Below are 18,427 nucleotides of genomic sequence, written 5' to 3'. Positions count from 1 at the left end.
TAACTAGGTTCGTGATATGAGCGCTACGCCGCTAAGCTCATACGAACATTATCACGTAGGAAGGAGGATTGAAGTAGACCTTTCATGCCAAAAACTTGCCTAAAACTACAAAGTTCATTTATTATGATGGTGTTCAAAGAACGTCATCATAAAGGCAGGTTGATCTACATGGTTGATGTCCTCACTTATCAGAAGTTACTGGAAGAACTCATCGTGATGTCGGAAAGGATTACAAGGGTAGAGGGAAGAACACCAACTATCATTCCGTTTCTGTCTATTACGCGAGTTAGTCATGCAACACCGCTTGTTCCTAGCGCTTTGAGTCCTTCCTTTTGTCTTATTCTGCAAGGGGCTAAGAATCTCCAAATTGGACAAAATATGATTCATTATCACCCAGGCGAGTATGTAGCATCGATGATCGATATGCCTGCCTCTGGCCAGATTGTTGATGTCACTCTAAATTCTCCTTATATCGCAATCCGTATAGATTTTACAACCCAAGAGATCGCATCCGTCGTCACTGAGGCTGAATTAATCGTAAAGCCGAGAAGTAGTAAGTTGAAGGAGCAAGCATTTATAGGGAAATCCGATGTGGATCTATTAACGTCATTTGTTAGATTACTGCAATTAATCGACAAACCTAAAGAGGCGCGCTTTCGCTCGGAGCTCGTCAAACGTGAAATGATATTTCAATTATTATCCGGAGATTACGGGCATTTATTTTTCCAACAAGTGCTTTTTGAGCAGCAAGTGAACGGAATTGGCAAAGCCATTGAATGGATCAAGGAAAATTACACATCGTCATTCACCATTGAAGAGCTCGCTAAAACCACGAATATGAGTGTTTCGGGACTACATCGTAAGTTCAAAGCCGTAACAACGATGGGGCCTTTGCAGTTTCAGAAGCAGCTTCGTCTTCAAGAAGCAAGGCGGTTGATGCTGAGTGGTACAACAGATGCCACGAATGCAGCTTTACAGGTTGGTTATGAAAGTCCCTCGCAATTTAATCGCGAGTATCGGAGGCTTTTTGGGTTGCCGCCGCTTAAAGATATCAAAACGGTTCGGAGAAATTTCGAAGAAGGCTATACACAGAATCATGAGCAAGTAACAGTTATCAACTGATGGGTGATAAACCGAAGAGAGCCGACCAATTCATAGGGAATTGGTCGGCTTTTTTTATCCATCGTTTATTTAGTTACTTGGTTGCAACCCTTTTACGGCTGTTAAGGCATTTTTAACAATGTCCGTTGCATCCGTGAGTGTAATTTCAACCTTCGGATTGAAGTTGCCATCGGGATTTATTTTTACAATGTGTAAGGCAAGAGCAGTCTGAATGGCACCCGAGTTGAGGACATCAATCTTGTCATTATCCTTCACATCCACAGGAGATACCTTAATCATAGGTAATTTCCCGCTTGTTTGGAAAGTATGAATAAGCAGATACGTGAACGATTCACGTGTCATTTTGGCATCTGGATCAATTTTGATTTGGATGTCTGAGTCGAGCTTACCAAGAGCCTCTGAGATCAGGTGAACACCTTCGGCTGCAGTAACCGTATCAGTTGGCGTTGTAACGGGTGCTTGATGTGCTTTCAAATACGCAAGGGCATTGAAAATTTCCTCAGCAGCATCAGCGCGTGTAATTTCATCTTTGGGATTGAATTTACCTGCAGCATTAAGTTTAATAATGCCATAGTTAAGCCCGCGTTGGATGGAACCCGAATAATCAATCGTGATTTGATCATTATCGCTAATTTCTGTGACAACTGGGTTGATTAGAGGAAGTTTCTTGCTAATTTCCATCGCACGTACGAGCTGATGCGTGAACACTTCACGTGTTAATTTTTGCTCGGGTTGAAGATCCTTGGGAAGATCAATCCCGTTGACTGCAGCGGTAATAAACGCATTAGCGTACCATGCATTATTATTCGCATTTGCAAAGTAGTCTGTTGCTTTAGGCTCTTTTACGAATTTAACCAAGTCTAAATTAAGCCCAAACGCATTCACAATGAGCTGCACACTTTGAGCAGCTGTAAGGGTTGACTGAGGTGCAAATAATTCAGAAGTGACGCCTCCTACAATCCCACTTTGTTGCAGTGATATGATTTTATCTTTAGCCGCTACCTTGTCCAAGTCTGTAAACGATGTAGGAGCAGCAAAGCTTTGTCCAATTAAAGAAAGCGAGAGCAGCGCAGTTGCCGCTGTTGTTGTGAATAGCTTCATTGATTTTTTCATTTCCTGTTCACCTCATAAATTTTTTTGTCTTTCTGGTCTTTCGAGATCCTAAACGGATAGGCCTGGGAAAAGGTTGCAAGTATATAAAAATAAGTTGCTAATTTTATATTTTTCATGTGCGTAACTCAAAAAGGCGATCCTCTTCAATAGAGAATCACCTTTCTTATACCTATGTATGCTACTTGCGACATGCTTCTAATGCCAAAGCGAGCTGTCTCAGTCCTGGAAGAATCTCTTCGAACTGAGGCCTCGCGAAGCTAAGTCGGATACATCCTTTGCTGGAACCGTACACGCTGCCCGGTACGAAAATAACGCCTCTTTTCGTTGCTTCTTCAATCAGTTTAAAATCGTCAACTGCGCTGTTGATTTTACACCAGAAGGTTAGTCCGCCTTGCGGTAAGGAATAGGTTAATTCATCCGCCAATATATCATCGAATCCGCGTATAAATTCATCTCTTTTCTTCACTAACTCTTCCCGCAAAAATTGAATCTGCCTGTCGAGGTGTCCCTCTTTGATAAAATGGTTGGCAATCCACTGAGGAATATTGCTCAAACCAAAATCCATTTGCTGTCTGGCATCCGTTAACCGACTAATGACGGTCTGTGGGGCAATTAACCATCCAATTCGTAAGCCAGATGAAGCAATTTTGGATAATGAACCTACATAGAGGACGTTATTATTTTTATCCAATGATTTCAAAGTAGGAGGAGGGTTACCATCAAAAGCAGTTAAGGTGAATGTGTCATCTTCAACAATCGGAATGCCTAGCTCCGAGGCAATTTCAAGTAATTTTAACTTTCGATCAAGGGGCATTACATGTCCTGTGGGATTTTGAAAGTTGGGATTTAGAAAAATCATGCGAATTTTGTGTTTACGATACAACGCAATGAGTTCCTTGGGGTCTATACCGTGTTCATCCAAGGGTAATCGAAACAAACGCAAGCCAGCTGATTGAAACATTGGTAAGGAGTAACAATAAGAGGGATCTTCTATTGCAACTGCGTCTCCAGGATTGAGAAGGCATTGTAAGATTAAATATAAGGATTGCTGTGAACCAGAGGTTATTAAAATGGACGATTCTGTGCTATGTATGTGAAGATGATGTTCAAGAAATGAGACGAGTGTCTCTCTCAGCTGGGAATAGCCTTGTGGATCATCGTAACCCAATTGTTCCTGGAACGGATGTTTTTGCAAGAGTTCACGGACTACTTCATTTGGGAATAAATCCGGCGACAATTCACCACTTGCAAAATCGATCATATCTGTTTTTTTACGCAATTCCTCACGAATGCGACGAATGAAAGGAAGATTGGGGAGAAAGTTTCCGCCATTGACATATTCTTTCCAGTTTGGCGTAAGGCTGGCAGCATTCCCCTTATTATAATTAGTGACAAGTGTGCCGCTTCCTTTGCTGCTCACTAGAATGCCCAAAGAGCGAAGTTCTTCATAAGCGGCTACCACGGTACTGCGATTAACTCGCAGCTCGTCTGCTAACTTCCTTTCCGATGGCAGCAGACTGCCGGGCGGAAATTCCCCAAAAGAAATGCGATGCTCCATGTAATCCGCAATTTGTTGATAGATAGGCGTTTTTCTTGATCTATCAGGTTTCCACATCATAGATACCAACTTTTCATCAAATTTTAAATGAACTGATCTGAAACGTGACTTAGCCAAGAACATTGTGAATACAAAAAATACCCTACTTGTCGTAGACAGGGCAATGGAAGTGTTGGCCTAGATGTGTGATCAGCATAATTTTTATGTATCATATCACAAATAGGATTCGGTTTTGTAGTCCTATTTCATAATTTAATTATGTAAATTAGGTGACAGATCATAGTTTCAACTTACGATATACTGATTGTGAGTATTGAAGCGTAATTCCTGCTCTGTTCTTGGATGGTCTGTTTTGAAAATAACTGGATGGTTACATCGTGTTCAATAGTCGTTAAGATGGATAGGATAAAGACTGCCCTCACATAGGTCAGATGCTAAGGGAGAGACGAGTATACCCATGAACGCGTTAAGCCAATTCGAAGATAAATATTTAGAAGAAATTATTGAGCTCATTTTATATGTTCAAAATTATGAGTTTCAGCTGGATATTAGTATCGATGAACAGTCCGATATTTTAGATATTCAAACGAATTATATACATGATGGAGGGAATTTTTGGGTTGCATTGAATGAAAAAAGAAGAGTCATTGGCACCATTGGATTGCAAAAGAAAACAGATGAAATCTTTATTTTAAAGAAATTTTTTGTGTATATCGAATATCGCGGGGGAGAATTCGCGGTTGGACAAAAGTTATTTGAAGTATTGCTCGAATATGCCAAACAGCAAGGAGCGACGACTATTTTCTTGGATAGTCCTTCCATTGCCACAAGATCCCATCATTTTTACGAGAAAAATGGCTTCAAAGTCATAACAAAAGAGGAATTACCAATTCCCTATGGATATCCGGATAGGAATTCTTATTTATATCGGCTGGATCTCTTAGGAAGTGCATAGTGTCTGATACATTGTTAGCTATCCATTAAAGCATATTGGATGGTTATAAAAGTGATGGAGTGGCGGATGTGTAACGAATATCGCTCCTATATACTATTAACTAACTTGGCTTATATTTTTGACCGAAATAGGAGGTTACACTATGAATTTGACAATCTACTACGCTATTTTTTCAATGATCTTATTGTTTGCGCTTGTCGCTACATTCATGATCGGTATCTCTCGTAGAAATACAGAAGGGGATCAAACCTATTTTCAGCGCACAGGGGGCAAATGGGTTCGGCTTACTTCCTTCTATGTGATTTCTATCGTAGCAGGATTATTAGCTTTATTTTTGTACATGCATAACATGAACTAATTACAGATAAACAAAAAAACGTTTTATAAGCTCAGAGATAGGTAAGCTCTGTTCCTCCAAAACAAAGTGTCCACCACATAAAAAATGAGTTTCAATGCATGTCAGTTCTTTGCTAAAGGCATGAGCCCCTTCTAATGTGAAAATAAAGTCATTTTTACCCCAGGTAATCAAGGTTGGGGGCTGATAGCTCCGCAGGTACTGCTGCCAGAGGGGATAGGATGCTACATTAGTTCGATAATCGTAGCCGAGTTCCAATTGGATTTGGCTATTTCCAGGACGGTCTAGGAAAAATTGATCCATCGAGAACCCATCAGAACTAATCAAGTACGGTTGACAAACCCCTGTTACATATTGCTTTTTGGTAAATTCAAAGGTTGTGAGTACGGAGAATGCAGCTTCGGTTGCGGGATTCCGATCGGCCCACAATGCTTTGAAGAGATCGAATGGTTTTCCTAACCCTTTCTCATCGGCCACTGCATTTTGAATGACAAAACCTAAAACACGGTGTGGATTACGTATTGCCAACCTGAACCCAATTGGACCGCCATAATCATGAACATACAAAATATAGTGAGTCATACAGAGATGGTTAAGAAGCTTTTCAATGATAAGGGATAGATTCTCGAACGTGTAGGTAAACTCTTCTGTTGATGGCATGCTGCTATTCCCGAATCCAGGGTAATCAGGTGCAATGACATGGAAGCGGTCCGCCAAGAGTGGAATCAAATCTCTAAACATATGGGAGGAGCTTGGAAAACCATGAAGAAGGACAATGGTCGGATGGTAAGGACTCCCAGCTTCGCGAAAAAATAGTTGCAACCCGTCGATCATCATCTTTTTATAGAGAATCATCCGTCAGCTCCCTTTCAGAACGCTCATTTCCTGTTATCCCGCCAACACAAAATATGTAGAGTAATCGCTTTTAAGTACACATTTTAGGAGCTTCAAGTAAAGCTGCAGCTTTTGCCAACTTTATTATCATAAGGTTGCAACCTTTTGGAAGTAACTGACGTTCCATTAGTCGAAAGGAATGAACGTACTTCACATCAAAAGAGGAGAAGCAAACTTGATTAAAAAAATGGCTGCATTATCTGCAGTATCCTTACTCATTGGCAGTTTAACGTTATGTACGGGATTCGCTTTCTCCGACGTTGATGCAAGACAAGCAACTATTAATGAGAATATCCCTAATGAAACTTCTCACGCAAATGAGATTACGGTAACGATTGATAAGATCAATGACGACGTCAACAAGGTGACATTATCCCGTGGCCAAAAATTGAATGCGGGATACGGTATGGATATCAATACCATTCATTTCGAGTCGAACGGGCAAGCTGTCATCACGTACACACTGCGTAATCCGCAGCCTGACGAAGCTTATGCGGAAGTAATCACAGAAGCCAAAGTCGTCACTTATCTGTCTTCCAAATATAAGCCTGTAGCCGAGCAAGCTGTCGCACAAGTACCTGCACCGGCGCCATCGCTCGCTGATTCGATATCTGAAATGATGAATAAGCAGATTAAGGAGTTATTCGAGCTCGTAAAAAAAGGGAAAGTACCCGATGTTGCTTTCGCTGTACACACGAATCGAATTGATGAGGTTCGGCAGGCTTGGGGACCGGCGGACACGCAGAAGAGCTTGGGCAATGGCCTTATTTATGACAGTTTTAACGTTAAGCATACGGTAATTGGCTATAACAAAGGCTCTCAAATTTTCGAAATCCAATCAAGCCTGCCCGCTATCCAAAAGTGGAATATCCAGCGCATCGAGCTGATGTTAGGTAAACCTACGGATACGAAAGTCGGACAAGATTCATCCATATATATCTATGCAGCTAACGATCAATTTCAATTGAAATTGGTCGTGATGAATGCCACAGGTTATGTTGATCATCTCTCTGTTCTCTCGCCTAAAGATGCTGTAGATATTATGGAGCAGATTAATTAATGCCATTAATTATGTAAGGACCCTTTGCCGTTGGCATTGGGTCTATTTTTTTACCTCATAAGTCCTATAAGCACGGTCACTTTTGGGAATGTCGCACATAAACTTGAAGAAAGCCATAAACAAATGGCTGTTATACCGCCTTTCATCGCATCCAACGACTCGGTTCTCTATATGAAAATGACACTTTGCGGCGGGATTAATGACCCGGCGCTTTTTTCACTAAAATCATTTTACAAGAGAGGAGAGGCTCCTTATGAGTGTGCAAACTAACAAGTTGATCAAAGTGGTTTTGATAACGATGGGCGTTGTTGTTTTCGATATCGCTATGCTTTCACCTGGCTTGGTGGGGATCAGGATAGGCGATAATGCCTTGCATACGGCAATGGCGGTGTCTATTTTACTAGCGAGTACGCTGGTCTTATTCTTCGGCATGTATACTGTGCTAATGAAAAGAACCATTCGGATCCCTTTGAAACAAATTAAGAGCCCGGAAGAGTATGAGCATGCCTTGAAACAATGCAAAGGAATCAAATCCTTGGAAAAGGAAATTGCACTAGCTTTGCATCAAATTGAGCGAATGAACAAAAAGCAAGAGACCATGTTCCATGTCCTCAAACAGCGATTTGAACCCAATGGCATGACATACCTTAAATTTGCTAAAACCACCCAAGAGGTAGATAAGTTATTTTTTCTCAATATACGTAGTATCTTAAACCGTCTGAATGTGTTCGACGAAGCAGAATTCAAAAGTGTGATGAAACAGAAGAATAGCTCGTATTCCTCGCAACTCATTCAAGAGAAGACGATGCTTTATAACGAGTACATAACATTTGTAAAGAACGCCTTACATATGAATGAAGAAATTTTGCTCAAACTGGATCGGTTGCTTCTAGAAATTTCACGTCTGGATAGTTTGGAAATGAGTGATATTGAGCAGATGCCATGCATGCTAGAGATTGATGCTTTGATTAAGCAAACACAATACTACAAACAGTAGGGGTGAAAAAATGAACAAGACGAAGTTCTTCTTTATTTCTTGCCTTATCGTCGTGATTGTGTTTATCGCCGTGTATGGAGGGATCTCCTTAACAGCGAATTTGGGCAAATCCCAATCTCAAGTTACAGCGGAAGATGCTGCTAAACAATTGAACAAAATTTACAGTAAAATCAACGTTGTGAACGGAACGCCAGTTAAAGGACAGATTGATATCGATCCGGCTGATGTCGCTTCCTCATTGCCTGATATTTCGAAATTCCCACTTACCGTGAATAATACCTCCGATAATTTTGTTGAAATTTTCTCCTCAACAGAGAAATCAGGTACTGGCGTTGATGGCTGGCTAACCGATGCGGCGAATGATTTTAACAAAGCACAATTGCAAGTCAATGGTAGACCCGCTTCGGTCAAGATCCGGAATATCGCATCGGGTACCGCAACGGATTATATCAAGTCAGGTAAATATATGCCTGATGCTTTCACTCCGTCCAATGAGCTTTGGGGAGAAATGGTTAAGGCGAGCGGTGTGAAGACGCAATTAGTCACGAATCGCCTTGTTGGCAATGTGCCAGGGATCGTGATTTCCAAGAAGAAATATGATGCCCTCGTTTCGAAATACGGGTCGATCAACGTCAAGACCGTAACCGAAGCTATCGCGAATAACGAGTTTGCCATGGGGTATACAGATCCGTTTGCCAGTTCCACCGGGCTTAATTTCCTTGTAACTGCGCTTGCTACATTCGATAGTGCAAATCCAATCAGTGAGAAGGCGATTCAAGGATTTGAGCAATTTCAGAACAACGTCCCCTTTATCGCGTCGACAACGCTGCAAATGCGCGATGCTGCCAAGTCTGGGATGCTGGATGGCTTCGTCTTAGAGTACCAAACATTTCAGAACGCGGCGGATCTTAAAAATGATTATGTCTTTACGCCTTTTGGATACAGACATGATAGCCCGCTCTACGCTATTGGTGATCTACCGTCAGCTAAACTGGATGTGATTCGCAAATTTGCTGAATTTGTTTCACAACCGAAATATCAGCAAGCAGCCAAAGATAAGGGGTTTAATGGGCTCGAAGATTACAAAACGGAACTGCGTGCAATCGATGGGAATACACTGTCCTCCGCACAGAAGGTATGGAAAGAAAAGAAGAATGGCAGTAAACCGATCGCTGCTGTTTTTGTAACGGACGTATCAGGCAGTATGGATGGCAAACCCCTTAATCGACTGAAAGAATCGCTGCTCAAAGGCCAGAAGTATCTAGGCAAAGAAAATAGAATTGGACTTGTCTCTTATGCCAACACCGTGACCATTAATCTTCCTATTGCCAAATACGATACGAATCAGCAATCCCTGTTTGTGGGGACAGTTAACAGTCTCCAAGCAGGTGGAGGAACAGCAACATTTGATGCCATCGTGGTCGCTACGAAAATGCTGCAGGATTACATGGCTACGGATCCCAATGTGAAACCCCTTATCTTCGTATTGAGTGATGGGGAAACGAATGCAGGTAATTCTTTGAAAGATATTAGAGGACTAATAGAAAATTATAATATCCCGATCTACACGATTGGTTACAATGCTGACATTCAGGCCCTTCAAAGTATTTCGAGCATCAATGAGGCAGCCAGTATCAATGCAGACACCGATGATGTCGTATATAAAATCAGCAACCTGTTTAACGTTCAAATGTAAGTGAAACTTATCATGAACTGAGGAGGATTGCGCATGTCATTTTCGATGGAAGTAGCTAGTGAAGACGTACTCAAGGCTGTTGTTGAGGAACAAGTAAAACCGATTCCAGATGAACTTGTTAAACTGAAAACGCAGGCCGAACAGAACGTTCAAACCATTATGGCATTAGATCTCGACTCGCTAGAGAAAAGGAAAAATATTCTAAACACGGTTGAAAACTTTGGCTTGGAAACAATGAAGGCATCCTCACAGAAAAACGCATTACTCCAAGTAACCGTTGGTAAATTATCTAAGTCTGGTGATGAAGGCGGTGTAGTTGCCAAAGGACTTGGAGAACTACAGCTGCAAATGAAAGATCTCGATCCGAGTGGGATCGATTTCGTAAAGCGTGGGTTTTTGGGTAAGTTATTTAATCCCCTGCGAGCATACTTCCTGCAATATGAGAAAGCAGATGCTGTGATTGCGAATATCATTGAAATGCTAACGAAAGGGAAGGTCGGACTGAAGGACGATAATACTACGCTGCTTATTGAGCAGCACGCGCTGCGGGAGCTCACCAAAAAACTCCGCAAAGAGATCCAACTCATCACCTTCATGGACGAATCCATTGAAACCCAGATCGCGATTGCCAAATCACAGAATGAGGATCGGGAGAAAATTCAATTCATTACGGAGGAAGTGTTATTCCCGCTCCGTCAGCGGACGATGGATATGCAAGCAATGATGGCGGTCAATCAGCAGGGCTTCATCACTTTCGAGGTCGTCATCCGCAACAATAAGGAACTGATTCGCGGTGTAGACCGCGCGTGTACGGTATCTGTTGCCGCATTACGCGTCGCAGTTACGGCTGCAAGTGCCTTAGCCAATCAAAGAGTTGTGCTGAAACAACTCACAGCGTTGAATGCGACCACGAATACGTTCATTGAACATACGGGTCAAATGTTGAAACAACAAGGGGTAGAGATTCAAAAGGGCGCGATCGAGTCCAATATTTCTGCAGAGTCGCTAAGGAAAGCATTCGCAGATAGTTTTGAAGCCTTACACGCGATTAGTACCTATAAGCAAGATGCTTTGCCGAAAATGCGCGAAACCATTGCCCAATTCCGTGAACTTGCTGAATCCGGTGAACAACAAATTTTACGTCTAGAAAAGGGGAATGCCATTGGGATGTAATTCCTTGTGAGCTGTGGGAAGAGGTAGTTACATAAAAGAAAGTAGATAAACATATTGTGCGTACTTCCAAGTTGCTCTCTTTTTAGATATATTTCAGTTAGAAATATGAATCGATATAAAGGGAGCAGATGCTGTGGAATACCGTGTACTGGGTCGTTCAGGGTTGCGTGTGAGCGAAGTAAGTTTAGGCTGCTGGGCGATTGGCGGACCCTCGTGGCGCGACGGCGAGGCTGTTGGTTGGTCAGGTAATAATGACAACGAGTCACTTGATGGATTGCATCGGGCGTTCGAGTTAGGGATTAATCACTTTGATACAGCGGATGTATACGGTGACGGTCATTCGGAACGCGTTCTAGGACGTTTTATCAAGGAGATTCCGCGCGACAAAGTCGTTCTTGCTTCCAAAGTCGGTTGGTTCCGCGGCACAGCTCCGAACGCGATGCAGCCGCTCCATATTCGTCATCAGTTAGAGCAGACGTTATTGAATTTAGGCACGGATTATGTAGATCTTCACTATTTTCATAACACGAATTTCGGACCGAGCGATCTTTATTTAGAAGAAGCCGCCGATATGATGCGTCAATTGCAAAAAGAAGGTAAAGTGCGAGTTATCGGGCAATCCGGCTATAGCTATGGTGACTTTATGCGAGTATCCCCAGTTACACGTCCTGATGTGCTGCAATTCCATTACAATGCATTCGGGAATCAGTTCGATCAGCCAGATACGAATTTGTTCCAGTGGGCAGATGAACAGAATCTCGGTATCGTATTGTTTGGTCCTCTAGCGCAGGGCCTACTGCTTGATAAGTTCGATCCAGAGAATCCGCCGAAGTTCGGAGAAGGGGATGTTCGGGCTTCCAATTTGTCCTATACGAAGGAACGATTGTTGGAAATCCGTGAGAAGCTCATTCCAATCAAAGAACGATTCGGTATGGACGTGCAAGATTTAGTACGCGTGGCGATTCAATTCGCACTAGCGCAATCTCCGAACGCATGCGTGATTCCAGGGTTCAAGAACGCGAAGCAAGTGGAATCCAACGCACAAGGAGCGGGTAATCCGTTGGATGCCGAGGAAGTTGCCTTTGTTCGCAGCGTAATCCAAGGCTCTTAGATAGTTAATCTATTCGTTGGCCCGCCATTTCTTTGGCGGGCTTTTTCTTTTGGCTGACAAGTAGAGATACTACAAGTCATATTTACATAAAATTCCTCAATACGGGTATAATTCCAATAATACATCTAAGGGGGAGGTCGAGCCATGCATAAGCTGCTGGAGCAAATTCAAAAGGAATTACTTCATACGGATGATTTGATCATTAGACCGTTTGAGCTTCATGGTGCTCAAGCCCAATTGATGTATATTGAAACGTTGTGTGATAAGGAGAAACTAGAAGTAAGCGTTTTTAAACAATGGTTTCAGACAAATTCAAGTGCCTATCCCAACTTAGAAGTAAACCAACTGCTAACAGCGGCAAATAATGACCTCATAAGCACTTCTCTAGATGGGATACATGCATTAATGCAAGGAAAGGGACTAATTGGCTTCGATCATTCGGAAGATCTGTTTGCGTTTAATGCTGAACTTTCGAACGTACGTTCGATACAAGAGCCAGCTAATGAATTATCCATTGTCGGAGAGCGAGCCGGTTTCGTTGAACATTTAACTGTAAATTTGAATTTGATTCGAATTCGTGCCTCTGTGAAAAGTTTCCAAGTAAGCTATCTTTCTGTTGGCAAACAAGGAACTCATAAAGTAGCGATCGTTTGGGTCGATGGCATCGCTGAGGATCAGATCGTTCAAGAAACCATTAGCCGATTATCTGCATTTAAATCATCGTTGGAAGTTCATCCAGGTAAACTCCAAAAGCAACTGACTGCTCAAAAATCGATCTTCCCGCAAGTTTTCGGAACAGAGAGAATCGATATTGCAACCAGCCTTTTATTACAGGGGAGGGTCGCGATACTTTGCGACCAAAGCTCGACATGCTTAATCGTGCCAGCTTCTTTCTATACCTTCCTGAAATCAGCCGATGCGATATTACTGGGGTTTGGAACAGCTTGGCTGCTTCAAAGCTTAAGGGCGGTCGGGTTATTTCTCAGTTTATACATTTGCAGCTTATATATAGCTACAACGACGTTTCATCATGAAATATTGCCGGCAAAGATGACAATTAACATCAAGAGTTCACTGGAGAACGTTCCCTATCCACCGATTATCGAAGCAATTATTATGATCCTCATATTCCAATTGATTGCTGAAGCAACAATTCGATTACCCTCGCAATTGGCTCAAATGGTCGGTGTTACGGGGGGAATTATCATTAGTGAATCGCTTGTCAAAATCGGGTTTGTTTCGAACGTATTCATCGTCATTGTCTCTCTATCAATGATCGGTTCCTTTATGATTCCTACGTATCAGATGCGTGTATCTACGTTAGGCATTCAAGTCTTGCTGCTCATAGGCGCTACAGTCATGGGATTTTACGGCATCATGTTCGTTACGATTGCCATATTAATTCACTTTTTCACATTAGAGCCATTCGGTGTGCCTTATTGCATGCCTGTAAGGAGTAAATCCAAATGACAAAGGGAGCTCTACGCATCGGACCTATTCAGTTGTACTGCATTTTAACGCAGGCGCAGATCGGCTCAGCAGTCATTTCGATCGCTGGTGATATCAATGAGGAATCAGGCGGTAGTGCATGGATTTCCTGTTTGGCCGGTGGCGTGATCAATTGTCTTTTCGTTTATCTGGTCTGTCTGTTGGCATCCAAGGCACCGAATTCCAACGTATTTCACATGCTGATGCAGCGTCTAGGCGGTGTTTTTGGTCGTCTTCTTCTAGCCAGCTTAGCCTGCTTTTACGCAATTATCGCGTATGTGATTTTGTTGAACTGGCTCTACACGACGCATTTATGGGCCTATGAGCGAACCCCGAGAACTGTTCTGTTACTTATTTTTATTTCAGTTTGTATTTATTTAATCCTTAAGCCAGTGACTGTTTATGCGAGATTTGCTGTGCTGACGACATGCTTTGTACCCGTACTTGTCATTTTTACGGCTTATTCGTACAAGGACTGGAGCATGGAGAATTTGTTACCACTCATTGACAGAGGGCCATTGAATATGTTCAAAGGATCAATAATTGTACTATGGGCATTAGCAGGCATAGAATTCATGCTAATTTTGCCCCGCTATGTGAACCATATGGATGCCAAGAAGGTGTTGCGAATAGCGCTGTATAGTAATGGAACAACCATGCTGTTTTATTCATTTAGCGTGTTTTCTTCCACGGCATTGCTCGGCCCCGATATGATTTCCAATATTCGAGAACCCTTGCTGTATCAAATGAAGGCGATTTCGTTCAATATTATTGAAAGAATGGATCTCATCATTATCTCGCTCTGGATCCTCTTTGTTGTAATGTCGTTTTGCTCTTATTTTATTTTGTTCGTTTCGTCCCTTGCAGCGATTTTGAAAAAGAAGGAGGAGACACCGCTTTGGCTTACCATCGGATGCGGCAGCCTATTCTTCATCGCGGGTATTTGGAGCTGGAGTGCAAGTCAGCTAGATCTCCTACATCACTATTTTGACTTCTGGGTTGGCGTTGTGTCTTTTATTTGTATAGCAGGGTTACTCTTGATACTTAAAATGAGAGGCACGAAGGGAGCAGAGCAATCATGAGAAAGCTTCCTTTACCTTTAATGATGCTCCTTCTTTGTTGGTCTCTTTGCGGTTGCTGGGATCAGAGAGAGCTCAAAAATATACGGATGGTGCATACCGCAGGTATCGACTTGCTTGAGGATAATAAGGTTCGGTTATCCGTTTCGATACCTACCGTTAAGACTTCATTTGAATCCCAAGGTACTGTCATTACACCGAAAGTCAGCGAAGTAGGGCGCAGCGTGCAGGAAGCTAATATGAATTTACAAAAAATTGTGTCCCAGCATATGGATTTGAGAGAAACTCGCATCCTACTAGTCAACCGAGCGTTTGCTGAGAAAAATTTATATGAAGGATTGGATTTCTTTTATAGAGAGGCTCAATTTCCTATTAATGTTTATATAGCCGTTACCGAACAGCCCACACAAAAAGTCGTCCAGCTTGATGTGGAGGACCGTTCATTAATTAGCGAATATTTATATGATTTACTCAAAAGTGGTGAGGAGGAGGGGTTACTCCCCAAAGAATCACCATATCTAATTGCTCCGGTCATGTTCGCGAAAGGTATTGACAATGTGTTACCCTATCTAACGCCATCAACAATCCGCAATCGGGCGAAAATTGAGGGTCTAGCGCTTTTCCATAGTGAACGCATGACGGGTCGTTTGGATGAATTGCATACCAGAACGTATGTTTTGCTGAAGAATAAAAAGTCATACGGTACGCTTACGGAGCCAATTGGTCCGAATCACAGTTTTATGACATTTACGTACATCACATCAAAGCATTCGCTTAAACTTAACACAGCAGCACCCATTCAAGCCGATATATATACAACCATGCATTGCGAGTTGATTGATAATCCATCTGGTATTCGATTAGAAGAATCGATCATGAAGGAAATGACACGAGAACTCGAAGCCATACTAACGAAACGTGCAGAAGAAACGATTCATAAGCTCCAAGAAGCTAATTGTGATGCGCTGGGGATTGGGCGCTTTTTGAAAGCGCATCACCCTAAGCTTTGGAGGACGCTAGAATGGAGCAAAGCATATCCTGATATCCGCATTCGTGCGCATATGGATGTTCGAATTGAAAATCATGGGTTGTTGAATTAGACTTGCTTAAAACCTACAAGGGACCGTCCACTATCGAGTGGATGGTCTTTTTCTTTAATATATAGAATGAATACGATTATTTCTCTATATTAAATTCCATATTATGGTATAATGTGATAGATTCATACAAAAGTAAAAAAGAAAGAAAGGTTTTGACCCGTTATGAAGCTTCCCATTATGGATGATCCGAAGAATAAAGAAATAAATCAAAGGCGGAATTTCTCTTTCCGGATTAATGTGTTTTTCTTTGTTACGTTTATACTTTTTTCTGCATTAATCGTTCGATTAGCGATGCTGCAATTCGTGCAATCCAAAAATCTTAAAGCCGAAGAGAATACCAATACGAATCAATCGAACAAAATTGCCCCCATTCGCGGAAATATTTACGATTCAACGAAGTCACCCCTTGCCTATTCCATTCCGGTTCAGACCTTATTTTTCCGTATCGAGCCTTCTCAGCGTAATAAAAATGATGTAATCGAGCTAGCGTATAAATTACAAAAGGTATTTGATAGCTATGGTAAAAAAGATGTGAAGAAGCTTTCCGCTGCTGAAATTGTCTTAGCGATGGACGTTGGATATGACATCACTCAGAAGGAAACGAAAGAACCTAACTATAATGCGGTCCCCCGCAAAATAAAATCGGATTTATCGAAAGAAGAAATCGCATATATTCTGGAACATCGCGACGAATTCAAATGGCTGGAAGTGACCGAAGAAAGTATTCGCACATACGAGTTGGATGATGACGGCAAAACCACGATTGCGACACAGCTTATCGGTTATTTGAATAAATTTTCCACGGAAACTGCACAAACCATGTACAAAGATCATCCTGATAAAAAAGAATATCTTCTCGATGAGAATGTTGGGTTTGACGGTATAGAACGCATGTATCAAGATGATCTCCGCGGCACGAACGGAACACGCATCTATCCTGTAAATGCTGCTATGAAAATCATTGGTAAGGCCACTACCTTGAAGCCTACGAAAGGGCATAATCTATTTTTGACGATCCATAAAGATATTCAAAAGACGACGGAGAAAGTTATTGCAGATCAGATCCAGTATTTGCGTTCCCCATCTCATGCCAATGACCAATTTTTAAGCGCTGGCATGAATGCCTCATCTGGATTTGCAGTTGCCATGGAAGTCGATACGGGGAGGGTGATAACGATGGCCAACTACCCGGATTATGACGCCAATGTATGGACCGGAGGCATATCAACCGACACCTATCAAAATATTCAACCTTTTATACCGAATGGCACCATTAAGACAGCTACATCCAAGTATCCCTCTGCCAAAGAGATGGCCAAGCATCCTTCATCGATCGTATTCATGGGCTCTACAATTAAGCCTTTATCTGTACTCATTGGTTTAAAAGAGAAGTTCTATGGACCCATAGAGACATACAATGACACGGGTACATTCAGTTTTGGAAAAAATGAAACCTCCATATCTAACTCAGGAAAAACGGCCTACGGACCGATTGATGCAGCAGATGCGATTGCGCACTCATCTAATACGTTTATGTCAGCACGTGTCGGGTTACCCTTTTACTCCAAATATGGAGGAGAGAACCCTGCGGTAACTAAGAAGTGGGCAGAGTATTTAGGCAGGTTCGGTATTGGTGTCAAAACAGGGAGCGGGCTTCCCAATGAATATGCGGGATCTAACGACTTTATCGTCAATGCGCGAAATGACAGCTACCAATCTGCCATGGTGTATGCCTCATGGGGGCAAAATGAGAAAACAACAACGCTGCAACTCGCACAATTTGCCGCCACACTGGCCAGTAAGGGAAAACGGATGAAACCCTTGCTTGTGGATGAAATTAGAAGTTATGAAGGGGAACTCATTACCAAATTCGAACCGGAGGTTCTTGAAGATTCATCCGCCTTATTCGATAAGGATGATTGGAACACAATTATTCATGGGATGAAGAGCGGGGCAGAAGGGATTGACGAGCTTCCCTACAACGTAGCAAGGAAGACCGGTACTTCGACGCAGGATGTCGCGGGTGGTAGAGTGGATAATGCGGTTTTCATTGCATTTGCTCCAGTTGAACATCCGAAATTAGCAGTCGCCGTGGTCGTTCCCGAAGGTGGCTTCGGCCGATATGGTGCCTCTCCAATTGCTGCTCGGATTTTTCAAGCCTATGATGAAGCGAATGATGGGATCCTTACCAAATTAGGTGGTGGGAAAAATGCATGGTAAAGGGGAGAGTTGTACTGTACTGTCAAATTTTGTACAATAAGATTGTTACCTGAAACATAAGGTGTTTCGTTTTGCAAATGGATCGTATGTGAACACACACGAATAGGAGATTGGCAAATGATTACTAAACTAGGTCAAGTTATGTTATACGTGAATGATCAAGATGCGTCTTTGAGTTTTTGGACCGAGAAGGCAGGGTTTACCTTAGTTTCTGAGGAAAAAAACGAGCACATGCGTTGGATTGAAATCGCGCCAACGAAAGAAGCACAAACGAGTATTGTTCTCCATAATAAGGATTTCATAGCGAAAATGGAGCCTTCCTTGAATCTTGGTACCCCATCATTATTGTTTTTCTCGGATGACTTGGACAGACTGTATCAAGACTTCAAAAACAAGGGAATCACGGTAGGAGAACTTGTTACGATGCCTACTGGACGAGTGTTCAATTTTGCAGATAATGAAGGCAATTACTTCGCTATTTTGGAAAAGAAATAACGCAATTTAAC

16 protein-coding genes are annotated in these 18,427 nt (G+C 42.2%); 13 read left to right on the top strand and 3 right to left on the bottom strand.

Going from position 1 to position 18,427, the window contains the following annotated elements; translation table 11 throughout:
* The first annotated feature begins 84 nt into the window (after window positions 1–84).
* Window positions 85–1,122, top strand: a complete 1,038-nt coding sequence (locus A8709_RS17815; protein ID WP_244163237.1) for an AraC family transcriptional regulator — start codon at window positions 85–87, stop codon at window positions 1,120–1,122.
* 69 nt (window positions 1,123–1,191) lie between these two features.
* Here A8709_RS17815 and A8709_RS17810 read toward each other — a convergent pair whose 3' ends face one another.
* Together A8709_RS17810 and pdxR are read right to left on the bottom strand one after the other, a co-directional pair.
* Window positions 1,192–2,235 (bottom strand): S-layer homology domain-containing protein, encoded by a 1,044-nt coding sequence (locus A8709_RS17810; RefSeq protein ID WP_065853703.1) that lies wholly within the window; start codon window positions 2,233–2,235, stop codon window positions 1,192–1,194.
* 178 nt (window positions 2,236–2,413) lie between these two features.
* Complete coding sequence (pdxR, locus tag A8709_RS17805; RefSeq protein ID WP_065854057.1) at window positions 2,414–3,850, bottom strand: MocR-like pyridoxine biosynthesis transcription factor PdxR; 1,437 nt, start codon at window positions 3,848–3,850, stop codon at window positions 2,414–2,416.
* A 400-nt stretch (window positions 3,851–4,250) separates the two neighbouring features.
* Between pdxR and A8709_RS17800 the strand changes: the two genes are divergently transcribed.
* Together A8709_RS17800 and A8709_RS17795 are read left to right on the top strand one after the other, a co-directional pair.
* Window positions 4,251–4,748: a GNAT family N-acetyltransferase gene (locus A8709_RS17800; RefSeq protein WP_065853702.1), complete on the top strand. Its 498-nt coding sequence runs from the start codon at window positions 4,251–4,253 to the stop codon at window positions 4,746–4,748.
* Window positions 4,749–4,890: 142 nt separating this feature from the next.
* A complete protein-coding gene (locus A8709_RS17795; protein WP_065853701.1) occupies window positions 4,891–5,106 on the top strand; it encodes a hypothetical protein in 216 nt (71 codons plus the stop codon).
* Here A8709_RS17795 and A8709_RS17790 read toward each other — a convergent pair whose 3' ends face one another.
* Complete coding sequence (locus A8709_RS17790) at window positions 5,107–5,958, bottom strand: alpha/beta fold hydrolase (RefSeq protein ID WP_065853700.1); 852 nt, start codon at window positions 5,956–5,958, stop codon at window positions 5,107–5,109.
* A 214-nt stretch (window positions 5,959–6,172) separates the two neighbouring features.
* On the opposite strand from A8709_RS17790, the gene A8709_RS17785 reads away from it, so the two are divergent.
* The 10 genes from A8709_RS17785 to A8709_RS17740 all read left to right on the top strand — a co-directional run bounded on the left by A8709_RS17785 (window position 6,173) and on the right by A8709_RS17740 (window position 18,416).
* Window positions 6,173–7,057, top strand: a complete 885-nt coding sequence (locus A8709_RS17785) for a YjgB family protein (protein WP_065853699.1) — start codon at window positions 6,173–6,175, stop codon at window positions 7,055–7,057.
* 253 nt (window positions 7,058–7,310) lie between these two features.
* Complete coding sequence (locus A8709_RS17780) at window positions 7,311–8,054, top strand: hypothetical protein (RefSeq protein WP_065853698.1); 744 nt, start codon at window positions 7,311–7,313, stop codon at window positions 8,052–8,054.
* 10 nt (window positions 8,055–8,064) lie between these two features.
* Window positions 8,065–9,750 (top strand): vWA domain-containing protein, encoded by a 1,686-nt coding sequence (locus A8709_RS17775; protein ID WP_065853697.1) that lies wholly within the window; start codon window positions 8,065–8,067, stop codon window positions 9,748–9,750.
* Between the two features lie 33 nt (window positions 9,751–9,783).
* Window positions 9,784–10,923 carry a toxic anion resistance protein gene (locus A8709_RS17770; RefSeq protein ID WP_065853696.1) on the top strand — a complete coding sequence of 380 codons (1,140 nt, stop codon included), beginning with the start codon at window positions 9,784–9,786 and terminating at the stop codon, window positions 10,921–10,923.
* Between the two features lie 133 nt (window positions 10,924–11,056).
* A complete protein-coding gene (locus A8709_RS17765; protein ID WP_065853695.1) occupies window positions 11,057–12,034 on the top strand; it encodes an aldo/keto reductase in 978 nt (325 codons plus the stop codon).
* Window positions 12,035–12,178: 144 nt separating this feature from the next.
* A complete protein-coding gene (locus A8709_RS17760; protein ID WP_065853694.1) occupies window positions 12,179–13,504 on the top strand; it encodes a spore germination protein in 1,326 nt (441 codons plus the stop codon).
* Complete coding sequence (locus A8709_RS17755; protein WP_065853693.1) at window positions 13,501–14,604, top strand: GerAB/ArcD/ProY family transporter; 1,104 nt, start codon at window positions 13,501–13,503, stop codon at window positions 14,602–14,604. The genes A8709_RS17760 and A8709_RS17755 overlap by 4 nt, the downstream gene beginning before the upstream one ends.
* Entirely contained in the window at window positions 14,601–15,701 is a 1,101-nt protein-coding gene (locus A8709_RS17750) for a Ger(x)C family spore germination protein (RefSeq protein WP_065853692.1), read from the top strand. Before A8709_RS17755 ends, A8709_RS17750 begins: the two co-directional genes overlap by 4 nt.
* 162 nt (window positions 15,702–15,863) lie before the next feature.
* Complete coding sequence (locus tag A8709_RS17745) at window positions 15,864–17,921, top strand: peptidoglycan D,D-transpeptidase FtsI family protein (protein ID WP_065853691.1); 2,058 nt, start codon at window positions 15,864–15,866, stop codon at window positions 17,919–17,921.
* Window positions 17,922–18,038: 117 nt separating this feature from the next.
* Window positions 18,039–18,416 carry a VOC family protein gene (locus A8709_RS17740; RefSeq protein WP_065853690.1) on the top strand — a complete coding sequence of 126 codons (378 nt, stop codon included), beginning with the start codon at window positions 18,039–18,041 and terminating at the stop codon, window positions 18,414–18,416.
* Window positions 18,417–18,427 lie beyond the last annotated feature (11 nt).

It is taken from the genome of Paenibacillus pectinilyticus (assembly GCF_001700435.1).
Lineage (GTDB): Bacteria > Bacillota > Bacilli > Paenibacillales > NBRC-103111 > Paenibacillus_E > Paenibacillus_E pectinilyticus.
This window is presented reverse-complemented; position numbering and strand designations above follow the sequence as displayed.

Coding starts and splice junctions, on each gene's coding strand:
- A8709_RS17815 (WP_244163237.1), top strand. CDS start 85: ATGCCAAAAACTTGCCTAAAACTACAAAGTTCATTTATTATGATGGTG.
- A8709_RS17810 (WP_065853703.1), bottom strand. CDS start 2,235: ATGAAAAAATCAATGAAGCTATTCACAACAACAGCGGCAACTGCGCTG.
- pdxR (WP_065854057.1), bottom strand. CDS start 3,850: ATGTGGAAACCTGATAGATCAAGAAAAACGCCTATCTATCAACAAATT.
- A8709_RS17800 (WP_065853702.1), top strand. CDS start 4,251: ATGAACGCGTTAAGCCAATTCGAAGATAAATATTTAGAAGAAATTATT.
- A8709_RS17795 (WP_065853701.1), top strand. CDS start 4,891: ATGAATTTGACAATCTACTACGCTATTTTTTCAATGATCTTATTGTTT.
- A8709_RS17790 (WP_065853700.1), bottom strand. CDS start 5,958: ATGATTCTCTATAAAAAGATGATGATCGACGGGTTGCAACTATTTTTT.
- A8709_RS17780 (WP_065853698.1), top strand. CDS start 7,311: ATGAGTGTGCAAACTAACAAGTTGATCAAAGTGGTTTTGATAACGATG.
- A8709_RS17775 (WP_065853697.1), top strand. CDS start 8,065: ATGAACAAGACGAAGTTCTTCTTTATTTCTTGCCTTATCGTCGTGATT.
- A8709_RS17770 (WP_065853696.1), top strand. CDS start 9,784: ATGTCATTTTCGATGGAAGTAGCTAGTGAAGACGTACTCAAGGCTGTT.
- A8709_RS17760 (WP_065853694.1), top strand. CDS start 12,179: ATGCATAAGCTGCTGGAGCAAATTCAAAAGGAATTACTTCATACGGAT.
- A8709_RS17755 (WP_065853693.1), top strand. CDS start 13,501: ATGACAAAGGGAGCTCTACGCATCGGACCTATTCAGTTGTACTGCATT.
- A8709_RS17750 (WP_065853692.1), top strand. CDS start 14,601: ATGAGAAAGCTTCCTTTACCTTTAATGATGCTCCTTCTTTGTTGGTCT.
- A8709_RS17745 (WP_065853691.1), top strand. CDS start 15,864: ATGAAGCTTCCCATTATGGATGATCCGAAGAATAAAGAAATAAATCAA.
- A8709_RS17740 (WP_065853690.1), top strand. CDS start 18,039: ATGATTACTAAACTAGGTCAAGTTATGTTATACGTGAATGATCAAGAT.